This is a genomic window from Emticicia sp. TH156, assembly GCF_002855535.1.
Classification (GTDB): domain Bacteria; phylum Bacteroidota; class Bacteroidia; order Cytophagales; family Spirosomataceae; genus Emticicia; species Emticicia fluvialis.
The window spans coordinates 375631-394030 of the sequence record NZ_PKRS01000004.1 but is presented as its reverse complement, the minus strand read 5'-3'; the positions used below and the strand labels follow the sequence as shown (position 1 = coordinate 394030).

Genomic DNA, 18400 nt, shown 5'->3' with positions numbered 1-18400 from the left:
GGTTTAAATATTTGAGTCGAAAGCCCTATTCTACGATAAGCCGCACGGAGTGTAGCTTAACGAAAATTATCAAAACAATGAATCCTCATTCCATTTAAACGGATTATCAATAATATATTGTCTGATTTTCAAATATTCTGTTTCTGATCGAATAATATGTTCATAATATCTCGATTGCCATTCAAATTCGATACTATTCTTCCTGGCATAGCTTGTTACCGCCCCTTTAAAACCTCTGATTATAGATGCCAGATTTTTTGATTTTACTGAAAACTGATTTTTGGTCTCAGCGTTAGGAATTGATTTATTAAAATCGTTTCTACCAATGATTATTATGCCATGAATATGGTTAGGCATTATTACAAATTCACCTAATTCAATATTCATGTCAGGTCTTAATTCCTGTATCTTAAACCATTCAGCATGAGTAATATTGGCTATTTCAGTTGATGTTAATTGACCTGATGCTATATTGCCAAAATAATATTTTTTATTTTTGTGCAGATAGTTACAAAGTAAAACCCCTCAAATGAATAATTCCATGATTTTAGCCTCACTGTGGGTATTCGATATTTGTTGTTATATAATTCGCTCATGATATTAGTAGTTGTCCCTAAAAATAACAAAAAAATTAATTTAATAAATTACAGATTATTTTTAATTTGGTAGAGCCGCATTGTATGCGGCTTTTTGCCTTTAAAACACGATGGATTTTATTGGGGGAAAGTTAAAAAACATCAATAATTCCGGATTAAATATTTGATTCAACAGCCAGATTCTACGATAAGCCGCACACAGTGCGGCTCTACGAGGATTTATGAATCATTTTTAAATAATGATATTAATTGAATTTGGTAGAGCCGCATTGCATGCGGCTTGTGGCCTATAAAGCACGAGGGATTTTTATTGAGAAATGATTGAAAAACGCCATTAATTCCGGTTTAAATATTTGAGTCAACAGCCTTATTCTACGCTAAGCCGCACACAGTGCGGCTCTACGAGGATTTATGAATCATTTGTAAGTCATTTTATTAAATTGAATTTCGTTGAGCCGCATTGCATGCGGCTTTTTGCCTATAAAGCACGAGGGATTTTTATTGAGAAATGATTGAAAAACGCCATTAATTCCGCTTAAATTATTTTGATTCAACAGCCCTATTCTACGTTAAGCCGCAAGCATTGCGGTTATATTGGCATTTATGAATCATTTTTAAATAGTGATATTAATTGAATTTGGTAGAGCCGCATTGCATGCGGCTTTTTGCCTATAAAGCTCTGAGGATTTTTACTGGGGGAAAGTTAAAAAACATCAATAATTCCGCTTAAATTATTTTGATTCGAATGCCTTATTCTACGCTAAGCCGCACACAGTGCGGCTCTACGAGGATTTATGAATCATTTTTAAATAATGATATTAATTGAATTTGGTAGAGCCGCATTGCATGCGGCTTTTTGCCTATAAAGCACGAGGGATTTTTATTGAGAAATGATTGAAAAACGCCATTAATTCCGGTTTAAATATTTGAGTCGAAAGCCCTATTCTACGATAAGCCGCACGCAGTGCGGCTCTACGAGGATTTATGAATCATTTGTAAGTCATTTTATTAAATTGAATTTCGTTGAGCCGCATTGCATGCGGCTTGTGGCCTATAAAACGGGTTGGATTTTTATTGAGAAATGATTGAAAATTACCAATAATTCCGCTTAAATTATTTTGAGTCGAAAGCCCTATTCTACGATAAGCCGCACGCAGTGCGGCTCTACTAGTGACAGGATGAAACGTATTTTGGCGCTAATTGATTTGTACGCCATATATTATTCTAACTGAATCTCCTATGAACCTACACCACCGCCCGGCAACGGGACACTGTCTCCGTTGGGGATTCTTTATCCAACGCGTAGACAGGGCATTGCCCTGTCTCTACCACGGGTGTTAACCTAAAACGGTAAGGCATTTAGCTGCCAAATCTATTTTTTAATCATTACCATCATCCATTTGCAAATTAACATCATTTCTGGTTTTGGCAATTTGGGTTGTCTCTTTTATTCAATGCAGAATCAATGGTTAATCCTTTCAATTTTATCTTCCACTTAAATTCGTATACACTAACTGGAATAATACTTCCCCGCGCGCTGATTTTCTTTCAGAATTTATTAAATTGCTCTGCAAAACCAGCTTATCTTCATTGTTTTAACCTGCTATCTATTCAAACCATGACCTACGACTACATCATTATCGGAGCGGGCTCGGCCGGATGTGTGCTAGCTAACCGGCTATCTGAAAACCCTGCTCACCGTGTATTGTTGATTGAGGCAGGTGGGCCCGACAAAAAACCTGAGATACATATTCCGGCCGGATACGCAAAACTGCACCGAACAGAGGTAGACTGGGGCTATTATTCTGAGCCGCAGGCGCACGTGCTAAACCGCAGAATTTACCTGCCGCGCGGCAAAACGCTGGGTGGTTGCAGCTCTACCAATGCTATGGCGTATGTGCGTGGCAACAAGGAAGACTACAACGATTGGGCTGATATGGGTAATGAGGGGTGGAGTTACGAAGAAATCCTGCCGTATTTCCGGAAGTCGGAGCATAACGAGCAAATCAAAAATTTCTATCATGGTCAGGGCGGGCCATTGAACGTTACCTTTGCCACGCAATACAGAACCCGCTTTACCGATGCCTTTGTGGAGGCCTGCATTGAAAACGGTTTTGCCGACAACAAAGATTATAACGGCGAGCGGCAGGAGGGGGTGTCGTTCATGCAGTTTACCATTAAAGAGGCGCGAAGGCACAGTGGGGTAGGGGCTTTCCTGAAACCGGCCATGAAACGCCCGAATCTGACGGTGTACACCCATACCATTGTGAAACAGGTTTTGATAGAAAACGACAAAGCCATTGGTGTAGAGATAATACGCGGCCGAAACAATACGGAAAAGATTATGGCTGCCCGTGAAGTAATCCTTTCGGCGGGGTCGTTCAATTCTCCGCAGTTGCTCATGCTCTCGGGCGTGGGTGATAAACATGAACTGAAAAAAGCAGGCATTGCCTGCAAAAAAGAGCTGCCCGGCGTAGGCAAAAACCTGCAAGACCATCTCTTTATGGGTGTTACGGCGTTGTCTCGCCAGCAATGGGGGCAAAATCACCACCTGTCGCTGGTTAACCAGGCAAAGGCGCTGGCTCAGTATCTGTTGCTGAAAAAGGGCGTGATGACCATCGGGCCTCTTGAGGCAGTGGCCTTTGGCATGACAGATGACAGCCCGGATAGGGTTGATTACCAGTTTCATTTTGCAGCCGTGCAAACGGGCGATGATTACACGGTAGATATGTATGATGTGTCAACCTATCCGCACAATGATGGCTACACCATTCTGCCTACCTTGCTGCGCCCCAAAAGCAGAGGGTATGTGGGTTTGAGAAGCAATAACCCAGCCGATGCACCGGTTATTCAGCCCAATTTCTTATCTGAAGAGCAAGACGCAATGACCCTGCTGAAAGCCACCAGAAAAGCCATTGAGGTAATGAACGCCAAAGCCTTTGATGCTTACCGCGACCGGTTGATTACCCCGCCCGACAGCACCTCAGACGATGGCATCATGCTGCACATCAAAAAACAACTGGAGACGGTGTATCACCCGGTTGGCACCTGCAAAATGGGTACGGATGAAATGGCCGTGGTCGACGACCAGCTGCGTGTAAAGGGCGTAGAAAACCTGCGGGTAATAGACGCCAGCATTATGCCCACCATCGTATCGGGCAACACCAATGCCCCCGTTTATATGATAGCCGAAAAAGGAGCAGATCTGGTATTGAGGTAGGGTAGCTTGAAGGATGGGTTAGCAGGTAGAGATAAAGCCTTACCTCTACCTGCTAACAGATTCATTTTTTTGTATGCTTAACTGCTGTTTTACGCCCCATAATACTAACTGCTGATTGGCGGATTAAAGGTATTATTGGCTGCATAGTTAATAATGGTCATGGGGCTTGTCATATTCGGGGGGAGTTCAGAACACTTATCCATCGTGAAAATCCTTTGGCCGCCATCTTCCTGCAACACAGCCGTGAGGCAGTCTTCTACTGAACAGTTATTCCATTGTCCGCCGATATGATTCCAGGTATCAAACCCAACCTGGCAGAAAATGGCGCCGCAGTTGGTGTAAACCGTATCGACGGCGTTCATGTCTACAAATGGTTGGCGGGGGTCTGGCGCCCATCCAAAGCCAATGCCATAGCCATATTTAGCAGCGTTTTTGGTTAGGTTTCTGTTTTCGTCAAAAACAAATACGTTATAGGCCACGCATGCTTCAAACGTAATGTTATTGCCTGCCGCGCTGAAACCGCAACTCTGTTTGTCTTGCGGCACAATTGCAAAGATGTTTTGCACCTGGCAGTATTGTATGGAAATGTTGTTGCCATACACTTCCAGCCCGGTGGCTTTGGCGCCCGTGTTGGTGGGGCAGTCGCCGTCTACAATCCCAATGGCGCTAAAGCCTGTAACTGTAATGTCGTCTGAATCAAAAATCGACATCCCATGGCAATCATCGCAGCACCCCCTCAGGCTGATAGCCGTACAGTTTTCGTATGTCAGGTTTTTGCAGGCGGTTGGTAAAAAGCCTAAAACAGTGTGGCCAAAAGTGGTTGTTTGCCCCAGATAATACGAGCGTAATTTGGTAGCATGGCAATTGGCAGTTGTGATGTGTTTAGCGCCTACATAACTGAAACCTGTAACGGTACCATCATTATTTATCAGATGGCTTGTCTGGCAATCAGTAACCCGGGCATGGGTTGATAAAGATAATTGAATACCCGCATAAGCAGGCGCAGTAACGTTGGCTCCGCTTACCTGGCAGTTTTGCAGGGTGATATTTTCTGACAGTTCAACGTAAATGCCCGAGGCAGTTACGAACGGGTCGTTGCCCAGGTAGCTGTATTCAGAGCCTTGCACGGCAACACCGCTTATGGTCAGGTTATTGCAAAGCGAGGCAGAGATGCCGTGCAGCAACATATCAACCAGCACGCCATTTTTTATGGTTACATCATTGCCAGTTATGTTGATTCCGATAACATTATTGGTGTTTATCACAGGCACGGCAACGAGGCTGTAGCCCTGCAGGTCAAGGGTTACGTCATCAGCAACTATATCAATGGCTATGGCTGTTGCCTGTTGCCCCGGCAACCACGTTATGTTTTTTGTAAACTGGTAGTTTCCCGGTTTGTCTATCACTATTCCTTCCGGAGGTATCACACTTATCTGGTTATCCTGCTGTATCTGCGCCCCTGCGTTCCTCACCCGTTCCTTTTTCTGTACGGCCTTTTGTATGTATTTTTTTACAAGTTCTTCCAATTGCCCGGCTTTGTGTTTCAGGTTTCCGGCTATTCTGTCAATCAGTGTGTTCAAGTGTTTCGTTTCCATGGATATTGAGTTTAAATGATTCGCCGGCGTCCGGTAAAATACAAGAGGGGTGTGGTTACCGCCCCTCCTGTATGCAATCTGATGGGCTCTTAAAACGCCCTGTTGAAATCAAGTGTCTGCCCGTCATTGGCACACACCGTAATCAATCTGCTGCTACCCGGTTTAAAGAATGAAACCGTCAGCGTTTTGGGTACGCCGTAGGCGATGTCAAACCCGTAGGTAAATTGGTTAAAGAATGAACTGCTTCCTACCACCAGGCTTGAATTAGCAACCGACTCAAGCGTGAAAATCTGCAAGGCTTTGGTAATGTCATAATAGACGGCTGTGGTGCCATAGTAAGCCGACACAATTTCGAAATGATTGGGTACCAGATCAAGTGTAATGGTTGTACCATCTACCGCCGATTTTTTTAAGGTAACTGACGGAATACCATAAGTAAAAGTAATGGTAAGCGATTTCCTTGTACCGGCGTCAGGGTCTGGAATGTTGAACGTTGCAGAATTAACTAAAACAGAGGCTGTTCCAACGGCACTGTTTACAATGGTTTGTACTTGTGGAGTTACATCTACGGCGTTGATATTGCAAGAACCATAGAAAGCGGATAAAATTTTCATTGTTAATTGTTATTTTAGATTGAATACCTACTCGTATGGCTTTTCGGTTTTCGCCCCCGTTTGGGTAGTTCCGGGTCTCTTTTTTGTCACAATGGGGTGGTCAGCCCTTTTTAGAACCATCTATATATATTTTTTACTAAAGGATTTGAAAAACCTTTGGCAAAAGCTATGCTACTGAAAACCACGGTGTTTTCAGAATGCGGCTGTTTACCTCTGATGCCGCGCGTGCATCGGTCATTCAGGCAATAGAACAGCACAGAAACCAGCGCGCCGCACTATGCTTTGTTTTATTGGGTAGGTGATGCAGGGCTCCGATTCATACAAATAGTACTTCATACGGCCGGAACCCTGTTTCTGGTTTTTAGAGTAGCCCTTAATAACGGGCAAAAGATGAAGGTTCAGTTATATTAATCGCTAACGTTTTTCTGTATACGCTTAATTCCACGGATAGTTTGAATAAACATAAGCGGGGTCGGTACTCATTGCTTCTGCGGGTAACTGCGTAACCGCCGGGTCAGGATTATTCTGCGAGTTATAAATGTTAAGTACGGTCTGGTCGTAGATGTTTGCAATCATCATCAGCCTTGAGCGGTCAGGGTCAATGTTGCCCTTATTGGTGCCGTCTAAATCCTGGCAGTCGGCATACACCTGGCCGCTGGTAGCGCTTTGCTTGGCCAAGGTGGTGCCATATATTAAAGAACGATTTAATGAAAGCCCCCTGTTGACTATCATATAGGCCGAGGCCACAATGCCGGTTCTGTCGTGTCCGCTGGCACAATGTATGTAGTAAATATAATATTTAGGGTTGGGGTGTTTCGGACACATCCAATCGCTAAGTTGTTTTACTGAATCCCAATCGAATGCATCATTACCTGGTTGTGTATGTGGTTCAATCTGCCAGTTACACATCTGCCTTTGAGGGGATACTGATGGGATTTCCGCAGGTACCCACGTTTGCGTATTTAACTGATTTAAAGAGGTGCCGCCAAACGACTCCAGCTCCCATAATATAGATTGTCCCTCGCTTTCCTGGCTTTGCAGGCATACATCCCGTAAGACATATTCTTTTTGCGACGGAAAATCCTTTTTACCAGTCTGACTTATGTATTGGTTTTCCATGTAAGTATGCAAACTATCGAAATCGACCGCCTGCTGCCCGTTATCAACGGCTGGTGCGGCAAAGGGCGTGTTACCTCTGAACAACATGGTTTGGTGTTCGGGGCGATAATCTACCAGAAAAACCATAGCAGGGTTAAGCACCTGATAGAGCGAGTCAACGCCAGAAGAACCTCCGCTTGTTGGCGGTACCACCGGGAAATTGGTTGGTAGCGGTCCGCTCGATTTGGCAGGTAATATCGTGGTATTATCATTTGGGAATGAGCCGGAGGAATCCTGCTCCCATTGGGTGGTACCAAGAAAAAAATTGATGTGGCATTCGGCTGTTTGCGGGTTGCTAATACCCTTTATTGAATAAGTTATGTTGATGACTCCTTCTGCATAAGCGCTACCATTGGTAACAGTAAATGTATTCTGATTGTTTGTATTGGGTACTTGTAAACTGGTAGACGATTCGGTACTGCCTTCAAGCGTAAGCGTGCCTGACATAAGTGTGAGAACCGCGATAACGCCGGGTTGCGGAGCCAATACGTATTGGCCGCTGGTAACGTTAGTAGTTGTATTCATAATAAGTTTTCATGTTTAGATTTGTGCACAGCTTTGCCAGTTTTTAATGCTAAGAAACCAGTATGGGCAAACAGCTTTTTTTAATGAACTTTGCTTTTAATGGCTTTTAAGTGCTTAAAAAAACTTCTGGCTGAATTGTTGCACCGAATTTAGAAAACATTTTCATTTTTTTAGCATATAAGTAGATATACTTATTATTCGGTAAACGATTCAGATAAATACCACCGTTCAATAATTATTAATATAGAAACATGAAGTAATTATGTATGGGTAGCCAAATGGCGAAGGAGAATGAGCGACCAGCGGGGGCAGGTAATGTGGAAAGCAGCGAAAGAAGTTCAATAAGCGCAGGCGCAGGCCACCTGATTAAGTGGCTTGCACCCGCGTTTTAATATCTATTAGTTGGCATTAGAAGCTATAATAATAACAAGTGTTGAAATGGCGGTGCCGATACCCCAGTTTTTCCAGATTTTTTTTGATTTTATCTTTTTTGCCTGTGTTTGGTAACCTCTGGCGTAGTCGGGGTTTTTCTGGTAGGCTTCCATATTGGGTACGCCCAGATTCTTGACCTTCGGTGTGGTTGAACTACACGCAACAGCCGGAATAAGCCCTACCAAACCATTAATTAATAAAGACGTAAGCAGGGTGCCTGTTTTACCGCTGTTTTCGCCGTTGTAATAAATCAGCGCGTCGGCTATGCCTTTTTCGTACGTATAGGCTGTTGCATTGCCCAGTGGCGATACAGAAACGGCACTGGTTTCAACATAACTTTCGGCGGTTTGCACTTTCTGGTCGGCAAAAATATCTTTCTGGCCGTTTTCATATTTAATCATTACCACTTCACTTTTCAGCTTGGTGTAGGTAGGGCCGTTCAGATTGTCAAATTTCAGATAACTGATTTCCTTGTCTTTTACTTCTTTTACTTTGGCTTTTATTTCTTCGCCGGTTTTCATGAAAATAATGTCTTGGGCGTAGATACTCGTAGCAAACAGGCATAATACAATGCATAAAATGTGTGTAGGTTTCATAAAAGGTATATGTAAATTGTTTAAAAAAATTGCTTTTTCAGGTGCGCTCAGCGCTTTCGGCGCATTGGTACTACAAAAATACAAATTTGTAATCCGGAAGCAATTTAGAGCCTGAAAAGATAATAAATCATGATTTTCGTCAGTCAGAAAACCGCTCAGCAGCAGGCATAAACTACCCCGTTATGAACTATACGTTTATAAGAAATTGTTAAGCTGAAAAGGCCACCAAACAAGCCAGACCATGAACACGAACCTGCAAACCCATTGGGAAGGGGTATATGCCAGCAAAAATTTTGAGGAAGTAAGCTGGTTTCAGCCTGTACCCGCCACCTCCATTGAATTACTGGAAACATTAAACCTGCCCAGACAGGCAGCCATATTAGACATGGGCGCAGGCGAAAGCCGCCTGGTTGATTACCTGCTTGCGCAGGGGTATGAAGACATAACACTGGTTGATATTTCAGTAGCGGCACTACAAAAAACCAGTGCAAGGCTGGGCCATAAAGGACAGCCCATTCAGTATATGACGGCCGATGCCGGAAATTTTGTTGCCCACCGCAAATATGATTTCTGGCACGACAGGGCTACGTTTCATTTCCTGACCGACACCACCGCCCGACAACATTATATTGAAAATCTGGCTCAATCGCTTCATCCGGGTGCCTATGTGCTGCTGGCCACCTTTGCCGAAGACGGCCCCAGAAAATGCAGCGGCTTAGATATTTGCCGGTATTCGGCCGATGAACTGACTGCGCTTTTCAGCGCGTTTCTGCGTCCTGTTAAATGTATTAAAACCGAGCATTTTACCCCTTTTGATACCCTGCAAAGGTTTACTTTTTGTTTGTTTCAGTATCAGAACCAATAAAAAAGCCACTAGCGCGCACATGGGGCAGGCTAATGGCTAAAATGACAGATTAGGGCATAAGCACCAGTATAACACTTGCCAGCGTGATACAAACCAGATGATACGCGCTGCTGATAAACCCATACAAAACAGGTTGGGGAATATTGGGGTTGATGGCAATGTTTACCGTATTGGCTACCAGATACCCAAAACCCGCTAATAAAGCGAACTCAAAACCTCCGCTAAGCGTGATTATGTTGAGGGCTTTAATCAGAATGGCACTTGTAAGCGTTATTGCAAGCGTGCAAATCATGGGCCCAACTATAAAAATTGGTGCATTGGGCAGGGTTTCGTTGGCTTTGCCTAACGAGGCTTTGTAGGGTTTAACAAAAATCACGGTAAACCATAAGCCACCTATTACACAATATACTACAAAAGCGATGGCTACACCGAGCCAGTTGAGATTTGATAATTGACTGAACATAAGTTTTTGTTTTTTTGGATGATGATGCAAAACTATCATCGCCCAAAGACAGCCTTATGTCAGGGGTGGGCGGGCTTATTGAAATTTTTCAAAAAATTCCTGCAATGTCATTGGGTGAGGCTTAAACTGTTCGGTAAGCACTTCCAGTTTATTGATGCGGTCTAGGCGGAAATATCGGAAGTTTTTCCGTAGCCGGCACCAGGCAATCAGCAGCCAGTTTTCGCGGGTGCTTACCAGCGCAAAAGGCTCAATCAGCCGTGTAGATGTCTCCTGAGCCTCGTTGGTATATGCGATGCTTGCCAGATAAAAATTAGTGAGCGCATACTGCAGGTCCGATAACACACTGCTGTTTCTTTCCCGGTAAACAATCTGGTCGAAACGTGTCCGGGCAGTCAGCAGATTGGCCTTGTCTTTCTGGCTGGTGCGCAATACGGCCTTTATTTTATCTATGGCCCCGGTATAATCTTTAATAAACGTAGTGTCGTTGTTTTTCAGCACCAGCTGTTCGGCCAGTATCAGGGCATTGGCCTGGTTCTCGGTAAACATAATGGGCGGTATGCGGTAATCTTCCATCAACGAGTACCCCTTGCCTTCTTCCGTAATAATAGGCACGCCTGCTTCTTCCAAAGCGCGCATATCACGGTAAATGGTTCGTACACTCACCGAAAACTTCGCGGCCAGCTCAGTAGCTGTCAGCAAACGTTTGGTTTGCAGCATGGTTAGCGTTGCCGTGAGTCGGGAAAGGCGTTTGGTATCGTTTTCGTTCATTTTTAGGGTTTGAATCTGATAGACCTGGAAAGAAAGTAAAAATAGATTATTGGTAGATACAGGGCATTGCCCTGTATCTACACAAGCGCGTGTTTAACCCAAATACCGCTTCCGCAGCCAATGCATCATGTGTACGTTTATGCCCCATTGGTCGGCCAGTGGCTGGCGGGTATAGGGTAGGGTTGGCAGGTAATTCGGCGGGCCAAATTCCGTCAGTATGGTCAGTACCTCGCCTGATTTTACTTTGTATTCTACCACTTTATCCCACCAGGCCAGGTGCGCTTTTACGGCGTTTTCCCATTCTGGCGCGCGAGGGTCATTCACCTGTGGCCCTTCCTGATGCCCAATGCGCGAATGGATATGGTCTGCCCTTGCCAAAGCTGCCTGCACGGCTTCGGTCTGGTCTTCCAGCAGGGTTTCATGCACATTGCACCAGTGAGAAATATCCAGTGTCAGGCGCAAGGCCGGGTTTTTCTCAATAAAATTATGGGCTATATGTGCCGCAAAGAGCATACGCCCGCGGTGGGTTTCGTGCAGAATCCTGATGCCGCTTTTCTGCGATGCCTCCGTAGTATGGTCAATAAAAAGTTTGTTCTGCTCGTAGCTGAAATAGTCTCGCCCGCTGTGGCAGTTGATATACAATGGCCGAACCGGCGACGCCACCGCCGCATTAATGGCCTTTTTGAATGTCTCCAGATGTTCTTTCGGGTCTTTCTGGTGGCCGCCACACAAAAAGCCTACGTCAAGCTGGTGTTTGGCAAGGGCGATGAACAACTCCTGCTGGTCTTTCTTTTCATTCGGCCACCAGACCTCAATGCCATCGTACCCCTCTTTTTTTGCGGCTGCACAAAAGGCATCTGTGCTTCCGGCAAAGCCCCAGTTGGTGGCCAGTATTTTCAGTTTCAGGTTGGCAGCAGCCGGGGCCTGTGTCTGAGCCGCTACCGACTGTATGCTGCCCAGCATTATGCCACCCCCAACGCTTGCTTCAAAAAAATCTCTGCGGTTCATGGTTTAAATTTTCAGGTTGACTATTTCCGGCTCAAATTAACAAAAACCTGATTAGAATCCACGCTGGCAGGCAGTTAAACCACAAACCTGACTAACTTTTATGCCCGCGCCTCAGAAATTAACCATCAGATGTACACTGAACTGCGGCAGGGCTTTCAGTTCGCCACCGCCCAGGTTCTGATAAACCGGCATCTTGTAAGACACCCCTGCGCTGTAACGTTTGTAGTACGTTTCCAGCCCTGCGTGTGCCAGGGTAGACACCCCACCGGTTTCATTGTTGCGCACGCCCTCTTTCAGGTCGTGGAAACCGTAATCTACCAGCGCCCCGGCATTGGGCATAACAGAAAACATACCCCAGTTTTTAGTATAAAAAAGCGTCAGCGAGCCATTGATGCGGTTGCCAAACCGGTAATGCTCGTTGCTGCGGGTGGCAATGCGGCCGCCAATTTCGGTATTCAGCCCCCAGCCGTGCATTTTTATGGTGTGTATAGCACTGAGCAGAAAATCGGTGCTGCCCGTACCCAGCTGAAAGTTGGGGTTTATTTCGTTATCATAGCCGTATTCAAATTTTCCGGTGGCCAGTTTTACGCCTCCGCCAATCATCAGGCTCTGGTATATATGGCTGGTTTTGGTGGTGTCCAGAAAAGTATTCAGCACATTTACGTGCGCCAGCACAATGGCGTCGCCCAATCCGTTTTTGTTAACTTCGGTGCCACTGTACCGCAACACCTGGTGGTTGCTGTTATAAGGCACAAACACCATCAGCTGCACATTTTTAACCGGATAAAACCGCCCCCATAATTCGGCGGTCTGGTAGGTTTCGCGGGTTTTCAGCATCACGCTGTTCAGGTGAGAGTCGAAAACGCGGCTACGGTATCTTAAACCCACAAACTGAGACCCCGCCCTGGGCAAAAGACCCACAAACGCACTGCCATTGGCACAGCCGCAAATATCGCAGGCAAAGGCAGGTAACTGGCTGGCCAGTAGTATCAGTATCAATAGTTTTTTCATCATTAACGTCCGTTTTGCTGCCTGCCTGTTGGTGTTTGGCAGCGGTATGTTTTAAATGCCAAATTTTTTATTGGTCAGAAAATCGTCATCGGTGAGCGTTTTCAGAAACGCCTTTAGCTGCGCTTTTTCGGCATCGGTAATGGCTATGCCGGGTTTCGCGTTCTGTTTCAGCGAGGCATCAAGCGTGGCCGAATTTACCATGCCGCTTCTGTAATGTTCCAGCACGGCATCGAGGCTGTAAAAGCGGCCGTCGTGCATGTAAGGGGCCGTTACGGCAATGTTACGTAGGCTGGGTACTTTAAATGTATAGCGGTCGGCATCGGTTTGGGTTATGCGGTGCCGCCCGGTGTCTTCCTGGTTATAAACGAGTAACCCGTTGTTACGATACGACTGGTCTGTAAAAAGCGACCCCGCATGGCATGAGGCACATTTCTGCTCAAAAACGGCCATTCCGGCCAGCTCGTCGGCTGTCAGGGTGCCGCCCGGTTCTTTTCGCACATATTTATCATACCGCGAATTGGCCGAAACCAGTGTGAGCATAAATTGCGACAAGGCTTTCAGAAACCGTTCTGTGGTAATTTCGGGCGTGCCGTAGGCTTTCCTGAACAGCTTGGCATATTTGTCTTTCTTGCGCAGTTTGTTCAGCACATTACCCAGTTTTTCATCCATTTCAACGGCGTTTTCAATGGGCGCAATTGAGAACAGGTCGAGGTCAAACACGCCACCATCCCAGAAAAACTCCCGTTGAAAAGCCATGTTCTGTATCGGTGGGGCATTTCTGATACCAATCCGGTTATCAATGCCGTGGCTCAGGTCATGCCCATGATGCGTAAACGCATAGGGCTGGCTGTGGCATTCGGCACAGGAAATGGTACCATCGCGCGACAAATCGCCGTCAAAAAACAGTGCCTTGCCCAGCTCAAAGCCATCGGCTGTAATGGGGTTCTTCGAGAAATCATAGACGGGTTTCGGAAAATTGGCCGGAACCGCAAACCATTCTTCGGGTCTGATTACCCCGGAGCCACCTTCCGAACAGGCGGCTCCCAGGTAAACAAGGCTGCTTAAAGCCAGTAGATAAAACCTTTGCTTCATGCGGGGCATCAGTTATGAACGTGGTCTACCATAAAACTTTTGGCGTAGTTCTGGGCTATAACTGCACCCGCCGACGGCGCATGTACCATATAAGTGGTGGCTAAGTTAATCTGGTTTACGGCGCTGAACACCTTCTGCACATCATTAATGATATGTATCTGCGGTGCCACATTGCCCCTTACTTTAGCGGCCTCGGCCATAGGCAGGGTAATGGTTTGCAGGTTGTTGGGGGTTTTGCCTGTCATGCCGCCAAAGCCGCCCACATGAAACTGAAACTCGGTCATGTTCATCATGTTGGCTGGTATGGCCGTCGACTTACCCTCCATTTTAAAGAAAATATAACCCGAGTTCCATGACCAGTACATGCTGTCGTCGCCGTAAGAAGAGGGGTCCAGCACGCCTTTGCGTTGGCTCACGTCTGATACCGACTTCAGGCTATCTACGCCAATCACATAAGAAACCGACGTATAATTGCCTGCCGGAATGTTCTCCAGTTTAATAAGGTAAGAGGTGGGGTCTGCGTGTTTCACCAGAAAATACTTATCGGTTAATTTTACTACCGAGCCGTTTTCGTTTTTTAAACTGATGTTTGACACGAAGTAGTTGAGGCGTGTAATGGTGAAGTCCTGATTCAATGCGTTTTTGGCAGTAGTAGTACCAAGCACCAGTTTCTGGTCGCCCACGCGGTTGTCAAACTCAAGCGTAACAGTGTTTTTATCGTTGGGGTTGATGTCATCTTCTTTCTGACATGACACCACAAAAACAGCAACAAAAAAGGCAATAACAAGATATGTGAGATTTTTCATTTTTCTGAATAATTAGACAGCATCGGGCCGGGCAGGCGCAGGCCTTCCACAACCGTGCTTACGGATGTTTAAAAAAATATTATAAGCATAGAAAATGAGGCACCGGCACTATTACCGGGCGTGGAATGATAAAAAACAGAGAAGGGGGGTGTCAGACTACCGGAGGATGAAAAACGGCACTGGAGAAGTCGACAGTGGCCTGAATAGAAACAAAATAGTTTTGTACAGCGGCGGGAATGATTTCAACCTCGTTGTCGAAAACAAAGGTACCCGGGGTGCCTACACTATTTATTTCAATGAGTTTTTCAATAAAGCTCCCCAATGCGTTTTGCTCTTCTTTCTGGTTTTCGGCATTGATTTTCATGGCCAGAAAACACTTGCCGTCGCAATGCAGTTCGGGGCGGTTTTTATTGATACAATAGTTTTTGATGATGAAATCCTTACGGAACTCGTAGTCGAGACATATAAGCGGCACAATCAGCGACTTCACCATCACGGCCGCCGAAAGGAACACAAGCGCTATTTGCCTGAATTGTAACATAGCCCCAAAGATACGCATAAATAAAATGCCAGATACCCCAAACCACCATTTCTTTATACATTTATTGGCGGGTTTTATGTAACGGCCTCTCTGCCAGCGGGTTACTCATGCATATTAATATAGGCTGCTGCAGGCTCATCTGCCCCGTGCACGGTTACCGCCTTGCAGATGCGTGTAAGGCTGTCAATATCAAAGCTGATGCCCCTGCCAACGGCCGTGTACACCAGCAATCCGTTTTGGCTGGTGGTGGCATCTGCTACCTTTTTTAACCTGAATTGCCCCGCCAGAACCGCCAGCGGAGTGCCTGTGCCTAGTCCGCCGGCCGTTTTAAACCACGGCGAACTAACCATGATGCGCTTAATACGGTGGAAATTCTCGTTGCCCATATTCATGCTGGTAAAAACCGCTGTTCGGTAGTGGTGCGCATCTTTGCCGTACCAGGCCATCAGCGCGCTGCCCATAGCGGCATCAGAGGCATCAGGCCGCCCGAGCCTTGCCAGAGCGCTATCGGCAGGCATACCAATGCTCAGTTGGCCGATGCCCTTGCCGGGGCTTATGAGCTGAGCCGGTGTTATTGCAGCGGCACTTTCGGCGGCGGGTTTATCGGTTGGGGTGTTGCAGGCGAGGAGGGTGGATGTTAGTATTGGTACCCAGAATTTGTTCATATATTCAAAGGCTAATTAAAAAATGTTCATTTTCTTTTCCAGGCTTAAAAAAAGAAAATGAACATTGAAACTCAAAGCTGTATTTAATAATTTTCCAAATATCCAGCTTGTAGTATTTTAGAAAAACAGATTTTTATAATGGTAAGCCTAATTGAATATAAACCAGCGCTTTTTGCTTGAAACTTGGGTTATTAATCTTGTTTAACTCACTTTGATTATATAAATCTTTTATGGAAAGAATTATCTGAAAATTGGCTTGAGTTACAGTACTACCTTCTTTTTTGATGTTAGGTAAAAGCAGTGCAAATTTTGTATTCCATAAATTGTCTGTATAGTTTCTTTCCCATTCTGTATGTACACCAGAATTTTTAAATTTTTCAAAATAAAAAGTCATACCCAGTTTTGATGTCCTTTTAAAGGTTCTTTCCTTTTTTACTTTAGTATCTGTTAAATCATACGCGGTTTCTTTAGTTTCAATTGAACTTAGCGTTGTATTTCCATTTATCGGCTTGGATTCAATAAATTCTTTTGGTGTGCTATCAAAAATACTGTTGGTCTTTAGTTTATCATAATTTGCATAAAAATTAAATGTAAATCCGCGTTTCATATTAATATGTGTAAAATTAAAACTTGGGGTTCCGTTGACCGAATAATTATTAAGTAATTCGCTTGTGAAGGCATTATCCTTGAATAACCTTGCACTTTTTACCCCTCTGTTAAAGTCCAAACTAAGAAAAACATAGTTTTTATTGTTCCATTTAGCATCTTTTTCTACATTAAATAATTTTTCATTTTCATAATTTTCTCTCTTCTTCGGATTATCCCTTATAATTTCCAAGGCTCTACATTTCTCATCTAATTCCATGTATTTCATCTTTTCTTCTTTACTTGAATTCCAGATTTCACCATAAGCTTCTAACTTTTTTTTTAGGTCAGTAATTTCTTCATCAATAGTCAGAGTATTTAACCTTCGTCTTTCCAGTTTATTCCCTTCGCTAGTGTCAAAAAAATAACCGGTTGGTGAGTATTTCCCATAGGGAATTCCGAATGGATTTAAGACTATTCTACCTCCATAACTCAATTCAGAATTAACCTTATCACCTTTAAAGATACTTAAATAACCATCAGAATCGAGATTACCATTAAAATATGGATTAATTGATAGCCATGGAATTTGAAAGCCTTTTAATGTACAAAGTTTAAATAAAGTGCTGATTTCTATTTTTGGTTTAGTTACACCAACTATTACCTGGTTAATGGGTAATCCATCCTGTCCTATTAAACCGCTGAAATCCTTTTCATACAGTTTCTTAAAAGATGATTTGGAAATCAAACTAGTTCCAACGGGTTTGGTGTTTTTGGTAGAATCATTTTTAGTAGTGCTATTCTGTCCATATACCTCAAAGCACAGTAAATAAACCAGCAAGAAGATGAGTTTTTTCATGATTTCTAATGTATTAAAGTTAAAAAAGGTATTCAATAGGGGAGCGTATTTTTTCAATAAGGGTTTTTCCAAAAACTTCTGGTTAACGCAATTGAGGGAACCGCACTACAATAAATCTTTGAATTGACGAATTGATTTATTAACTGGACTTTTTCAGGCTTTGAAATCTGTTAATTTTATAAACAGGTGTAATCTGGCAGGATTATTAAAAAGAAATTTTTCTTTGGTTTTAGCTTAGTTTCAATTTTTATAAAACTTAGTTAAAGGAATGTATTTTTAAATTCAATTTTAATTAATTAACGAAATTATTTTTATTCGGTACCTTTTGGGTTGAAAAATCAAGATACCGGTGAAGAGATTGTTTAGGCCGCAATTTCATTGATACAAAAGAGATGTGCATTTGTTTTAAGATTAGATAATTTCATATTTTTAAGTTATTAATCACTTAAAATAAATATTACCATGAGAAAGAATTTATTGATTCTGGCCGCTTTTGCTTTGCTGATATTGTTGATGTCGCAGACTTATAAATCAAAACAAAGTAAAACCAGCTGTATTGTACTTTCTGACTATTCAAAAGCAGAAAGATATATTGAAGAGAAAAGTGAAGAAGGCTTTCGGGTGGTGACGGTTACAAGTTTTTCGGAAATTTACAATGGGCGGTCCCGCCATTATTTTTTTATAGTGATGGAAAGGTGAAGAAATTTATTGCCAGAAAATCCATCTCTGCCCCGGAAGAGAGCCCTTGCAGGGCTTAGCTTATGTACACGGGAGACCCTGCCGTGGGCATGATTTTTAAATTAAAATTTGCTGTTAAGAGAAGCAATTGTCATTTAAATCGTCATTTTTCTGCCTTACGCAGTTTCACTGAGATTATAACTCTGGGCCACTCCGTGGTAAATATAGAATCCTTACTCAGTTCTTGCGGATGGGTGAGAATGGCGTATTAAACCTTGGCTTCAGTCAGAACTTTTCATTACAAAACCACAGAGTAACATTAA

The 18400-nt window shown here is 43.9% G+C and carries 17 protein-coding genes; 3 read left to right on the top strand and 14 right to left on the bottom strand.

Annotated elements, in window-relative coordinates; all coding sequences use genetic code 11:
* Positions 1-69: 69 nt before the first annotated feature.
* Complete coding sequence (locus C0V77_RS10225) at positions 70-387, bottom strand: transposase (RefSeq protein WP_101726244.1); 318 nt, start codon at positions 385-387, stop codon at positions 70-72.
* A 1827-nt stretch (positions 388-2214) separates the two neighbouring features.
* Here C0V77_RS10225 and C0V77_RS10220 point away from each other — a divergent pair.
* Positions 2215-3816, top strand: a complete 1602-nt coding sequence (locus C0V77_RS10220; RefSeq protein WP_101726243.1) for a GMC family oxidoreductase — start codon at positions 2215-2217, stop codon at positions 3814-3816.
* 104 nt (positions 3817-3920) lie between these two features.
* Here C0V77_RS10220 and C0V77_RS10215 read toward each other — a convergent pair whose 3' ends face one another.
* From C0V77_RS10215 to C0V77_RS10200, 4 genes are all read right to left on the bottom strand, one after another.
* Positions 3921-5411, bottom strand: coding sequence for a hypothetical protein (locus tag C0V77_RS10215; protein WP_101726242.1), 1491 nt, complete (start codon positions 5409-5411; stop codon positions 3921-3923).
* An 89-nt stretch (positions 5412-5500) separates the two neighbouring features.
* Positions 5501-6025, bottom strand: coding sequence for a hypothetical protein (locus C0V77_RS10210; RefSeq protein WP_101726241.1), 525 nt, complete (start codon positions 6023-6025; stop codon positions 5501-5503).
* Between the two features lie 435 nt (positions 6026-6460).
* The gene (locus tag C0V77_RS10205) at positions 6461-7708 is read right to left on the bottom strand and encodes a hypothetical protein (RefSeq protein ID WP_101726240.1); all 1248 of its coding nucleotides are present in this window, start codon (positions 7706-7708) and stop codon (positions 6461-6463) included.
* Positions 7709-8106: 398 nt separating this feature from the next.
* Positions 8107-8736 (bottom strand): hypothetical protein, encoded by a 630-nt coding sequence (locus tag C0V77_RS10200; protein WP_143706056.1) that lies wholly within the window; start codon positions 8734-8736, stop codon positions 8107-8109.
* A 241-nt stretch (positions 8737-8977) separates the two neighbouring features.
* Here C0V77_RS10200 and C0V77_RS10195 point away from each other — a divergent pair, with 241 nt between their 5' ends.
* Positions 8978-9601 carry a trans-aconitate 2-methyltransferase gene (locus tag C0V77_RS10195; protein WP_101726238.1) on the top strand — a complete coding sequence of 208 codons (624 nt, stop codon included), beginning with the start codon at positions 8978-8980 and terminating at the stop codon, positions 9599-9601.
* Positions 9602-9650: 49 nt separating this feature from the next.
* On the opposite strand, the gene C0V77_RS10190 is transcribed toward C0V77_RS10195, so the two are convergent.
* The 9 genes from C0V77_RS10190 to C0V77_RS10150 all read right to left on the bottom strand — a co-directional run bounded on the left by C0V77_RS10190 (position 9651) and on the right by C0V77_RS10150 (position 17399).
* Positions 9651-10064, bottom strand: coding sequence for a DUF1761 domain-containing protein (locus C0V77_RS10190; protein WP_101726237.1), 414 nt, complete (start codon positions 10062-10064; stop codon positions 9651-9653).
* Between the two features lie 75 nt (positions 10065-10139).
* A complete protein-coding gene (locus C0V77_RS10185) occupies positions 10140-10832 on the bottom strand; it encodes a YafY family protein (RefSeq protein WP_101726236.1) in 693 nt (230 codons plus the stop codon).
* Positions 10833-10925: 93 nt separating this feature from the next.
* Positions 10926-11840: a sugar phosphate isomerase/epimerase gene (locus tag C0V77_RS10180; RefSeq protein WP_101726235.1), complete on the bottom strand. Its 915-nt coding sequence runs from the start codon at positions 11838-11840 to the stop codon at positions 10926-10928.
* Between the two features lie 111 nt (positions 11841-11951).
* Positions 11952-12854: a hypothetical protein gene (locus tag C0V77_RS10175; RefSeq protein ID WP_229236253.1), complete on the bottom strand. Its 903-nt coding sequence runs from the start codon at positions 12852-12854 to the stop codon at positions 11952-11954.
* 48 nt (positions 12855-12902) lie between these two features.
* Positions 12903-13943: a cytochrome-c peroxidase gene (locus C0V77_RS10170; RefSeq protein WP_101726298.1), complete on the bottom strand. Its 1041-nt coding sequence runs from the start codon at positions 13941-13943 to the stop codon at positions 12903-12905.
* 8 nt (positions 13944-13951) lie between these two features.
* Complete coding sequence (locus C0V77_RS10165) at positions 13952-14749, bottom strand: MbnP family protein (RefSeq protein WP_101726233.1); 798 nt, start codon at positions 14747-14749, stop codon at positions 13952-13954.
* A 151-nt stretch (positions 14750-14900) separates the two neighbouring features.
* Complete coding sequence (locus C0V77_RS10160; RefSeq protein ID WP_143706055.1) at positions 14901-15290, bottom strand: hypothetical protein; 390 nt, start codon at positions 15288-15290, stop codon at positions 14901-14903.
* A gap of 101 nt (positions 15291-15391) precedes the next feature.
* Positions 15392-15955, bottom strand: a complete 564-nt coding sequence (locus C0V77_RS10155) for a hypothetical protein (protein WP_101726231.1) — start codon at positions 15953-15955, stop codon at positions 15392-15394.
* 133 nt (positions 15956-16088) lie between these two features.
* Positions 16089-17399 (bottom strand): hypothetical protein, encoded by a 1311-nt coding sequence (locus tag C0V77_RS10150; RefSeq protein WP_101726230.1) that lies wholly within the window; start codon positions 17397-17399, stop codon positions 16089-16091.
* A gap of 462 nt (positions 17400-17861) precedes the next feature.
* Between C0V77_RS10150 and C0V77_RS10145 the strand changes: the two genes are divergently transcribed.
* Positions 17862-18098 carry a hypothetical protein gene (locus C0V77_RS10145; RefSeq protein ID WP_101726229.1) on the top strand — a complete coding sequence of 79 codons (237 nt, stop codon included), beginning with the start codon at positions 17862-17864 and terminating at the stop codon, positions 18096-18098.
* Positions 18099-18400 lie beyond the last annotated feature (302 nt).

Coding starts and splice junctions, on each gene's coding strand:
- C0V77_RS10165 (WP_101726233.1), bottom strand. CDS start 14,749: ATGAAAAATCTCACATATCTTGTTATTGCCTTTTTTGTTGCTGTTTTT.
- C0V77_RS10190 (WP_101726237.1), bottom strand. CDS start 10,064: ATGTTCAGTCAATTATCAAATCTCAACTGGCTCGGTGTAGCCATCGCT.
- C0V77_RS10215 (WP_101726242.1), bottom strand. CDS start 5,411: ATGGAAACGAAACACTTGAACACACTGATTGACAGAATAGCCGGAAAC.
- C0V77_RS10170 (WP_101726298.1), bottom strand. CDS start 13,943: ATGAAGCAAAGGTTTTATCTACTGGCTTTAAGCAGCCTTGTTTACCTG.
- C0V77_RS10200 (WP_143706056.1), bottom strand. CDS start 8,736: ATGAAACCTACACACATTTTATGCATTGTATTATGCCTGTTTGCTACG.
- C0V77_RS10145 (WP_101726229.1), top strand. CDS start 17,862: ATGAGAAAGAATTTATTGATTCTGGCCGCTTTTGCTTTGCTGATATTG.
- C0V77_RS10185 (WP_101726236.1), bottom strand. CDS start 10,832: ATGAACGAAAACGATACCAAACGCCTTTCCCGACTCACGGCAACGCTA.
- C0V77_RS10210 (WP_101726241.1), bottom strand. CDS start 6,025: ATGAAAATTTTATCCGCTTTCTATGGTTCTTGCAATATCAACGCCGTA.
- C0V77_RS10175 (WP_229236253.1), bottom strand. CDS start 12,854: ATGATGAAAAAACTATTGATACTGATACTACTGGCCAGCCAGTTACCT.
- C0V77_RS10155 (WP_101726231.1), bottom strand. CDS start 15,955: ATGAACAAATTCTGGGTACCAATACTAACATCCACCCTCCTCGCCTGC.
- C0V77_RS10225 (WP_101726244.1), bottom strand. CDS start 387: ATGAATATTGAATTAGGTGAATTTGTAATAATGCCTAACCATATTCAT.
- C0V77_RS10160 (WP_143706055.1), bottom strand. CDS start 15,290: ATGTTACAATTCAGGCAAATAGCGCTTGTGTTCCTTTCGGCGGCCGTG.
- C0V77_RS10150 (WP_101726230.1), bottom strand. CDS start 17,399: ATGAAAAAACTCATCTTCTTGCTGGTTTATTTACTGTGCTTTGAGGTA.
- C0V77_RS10220 (WP_101726243.1), top strand. CDS start 2,215: ATGACCTACGACTACATCATTATCGGAGCGGGCTCGGCCGGATGTGTG.
- C0V77_RS10180 (WP_101726235.1), bottom strand. CDS start 11,840: ATGAACCGCAGAGATTTTTTTGAAGCAAGCGTTGGGGGTGGCATAATG.
- C0V77_RS10205 (WP_101726240.1), bottom strand. CDS start 7,708: ATGAATACAACTACTAACGTTACCAGCGGCCAATACGTATTGGCTCCG.
- C0V77_RS10195 (WP_101726238.1), top strand. CDS start 8,978: ATGAACACGAACCTGCAAACCCATTGGGAAGGGGTATATGCCAGCAAA.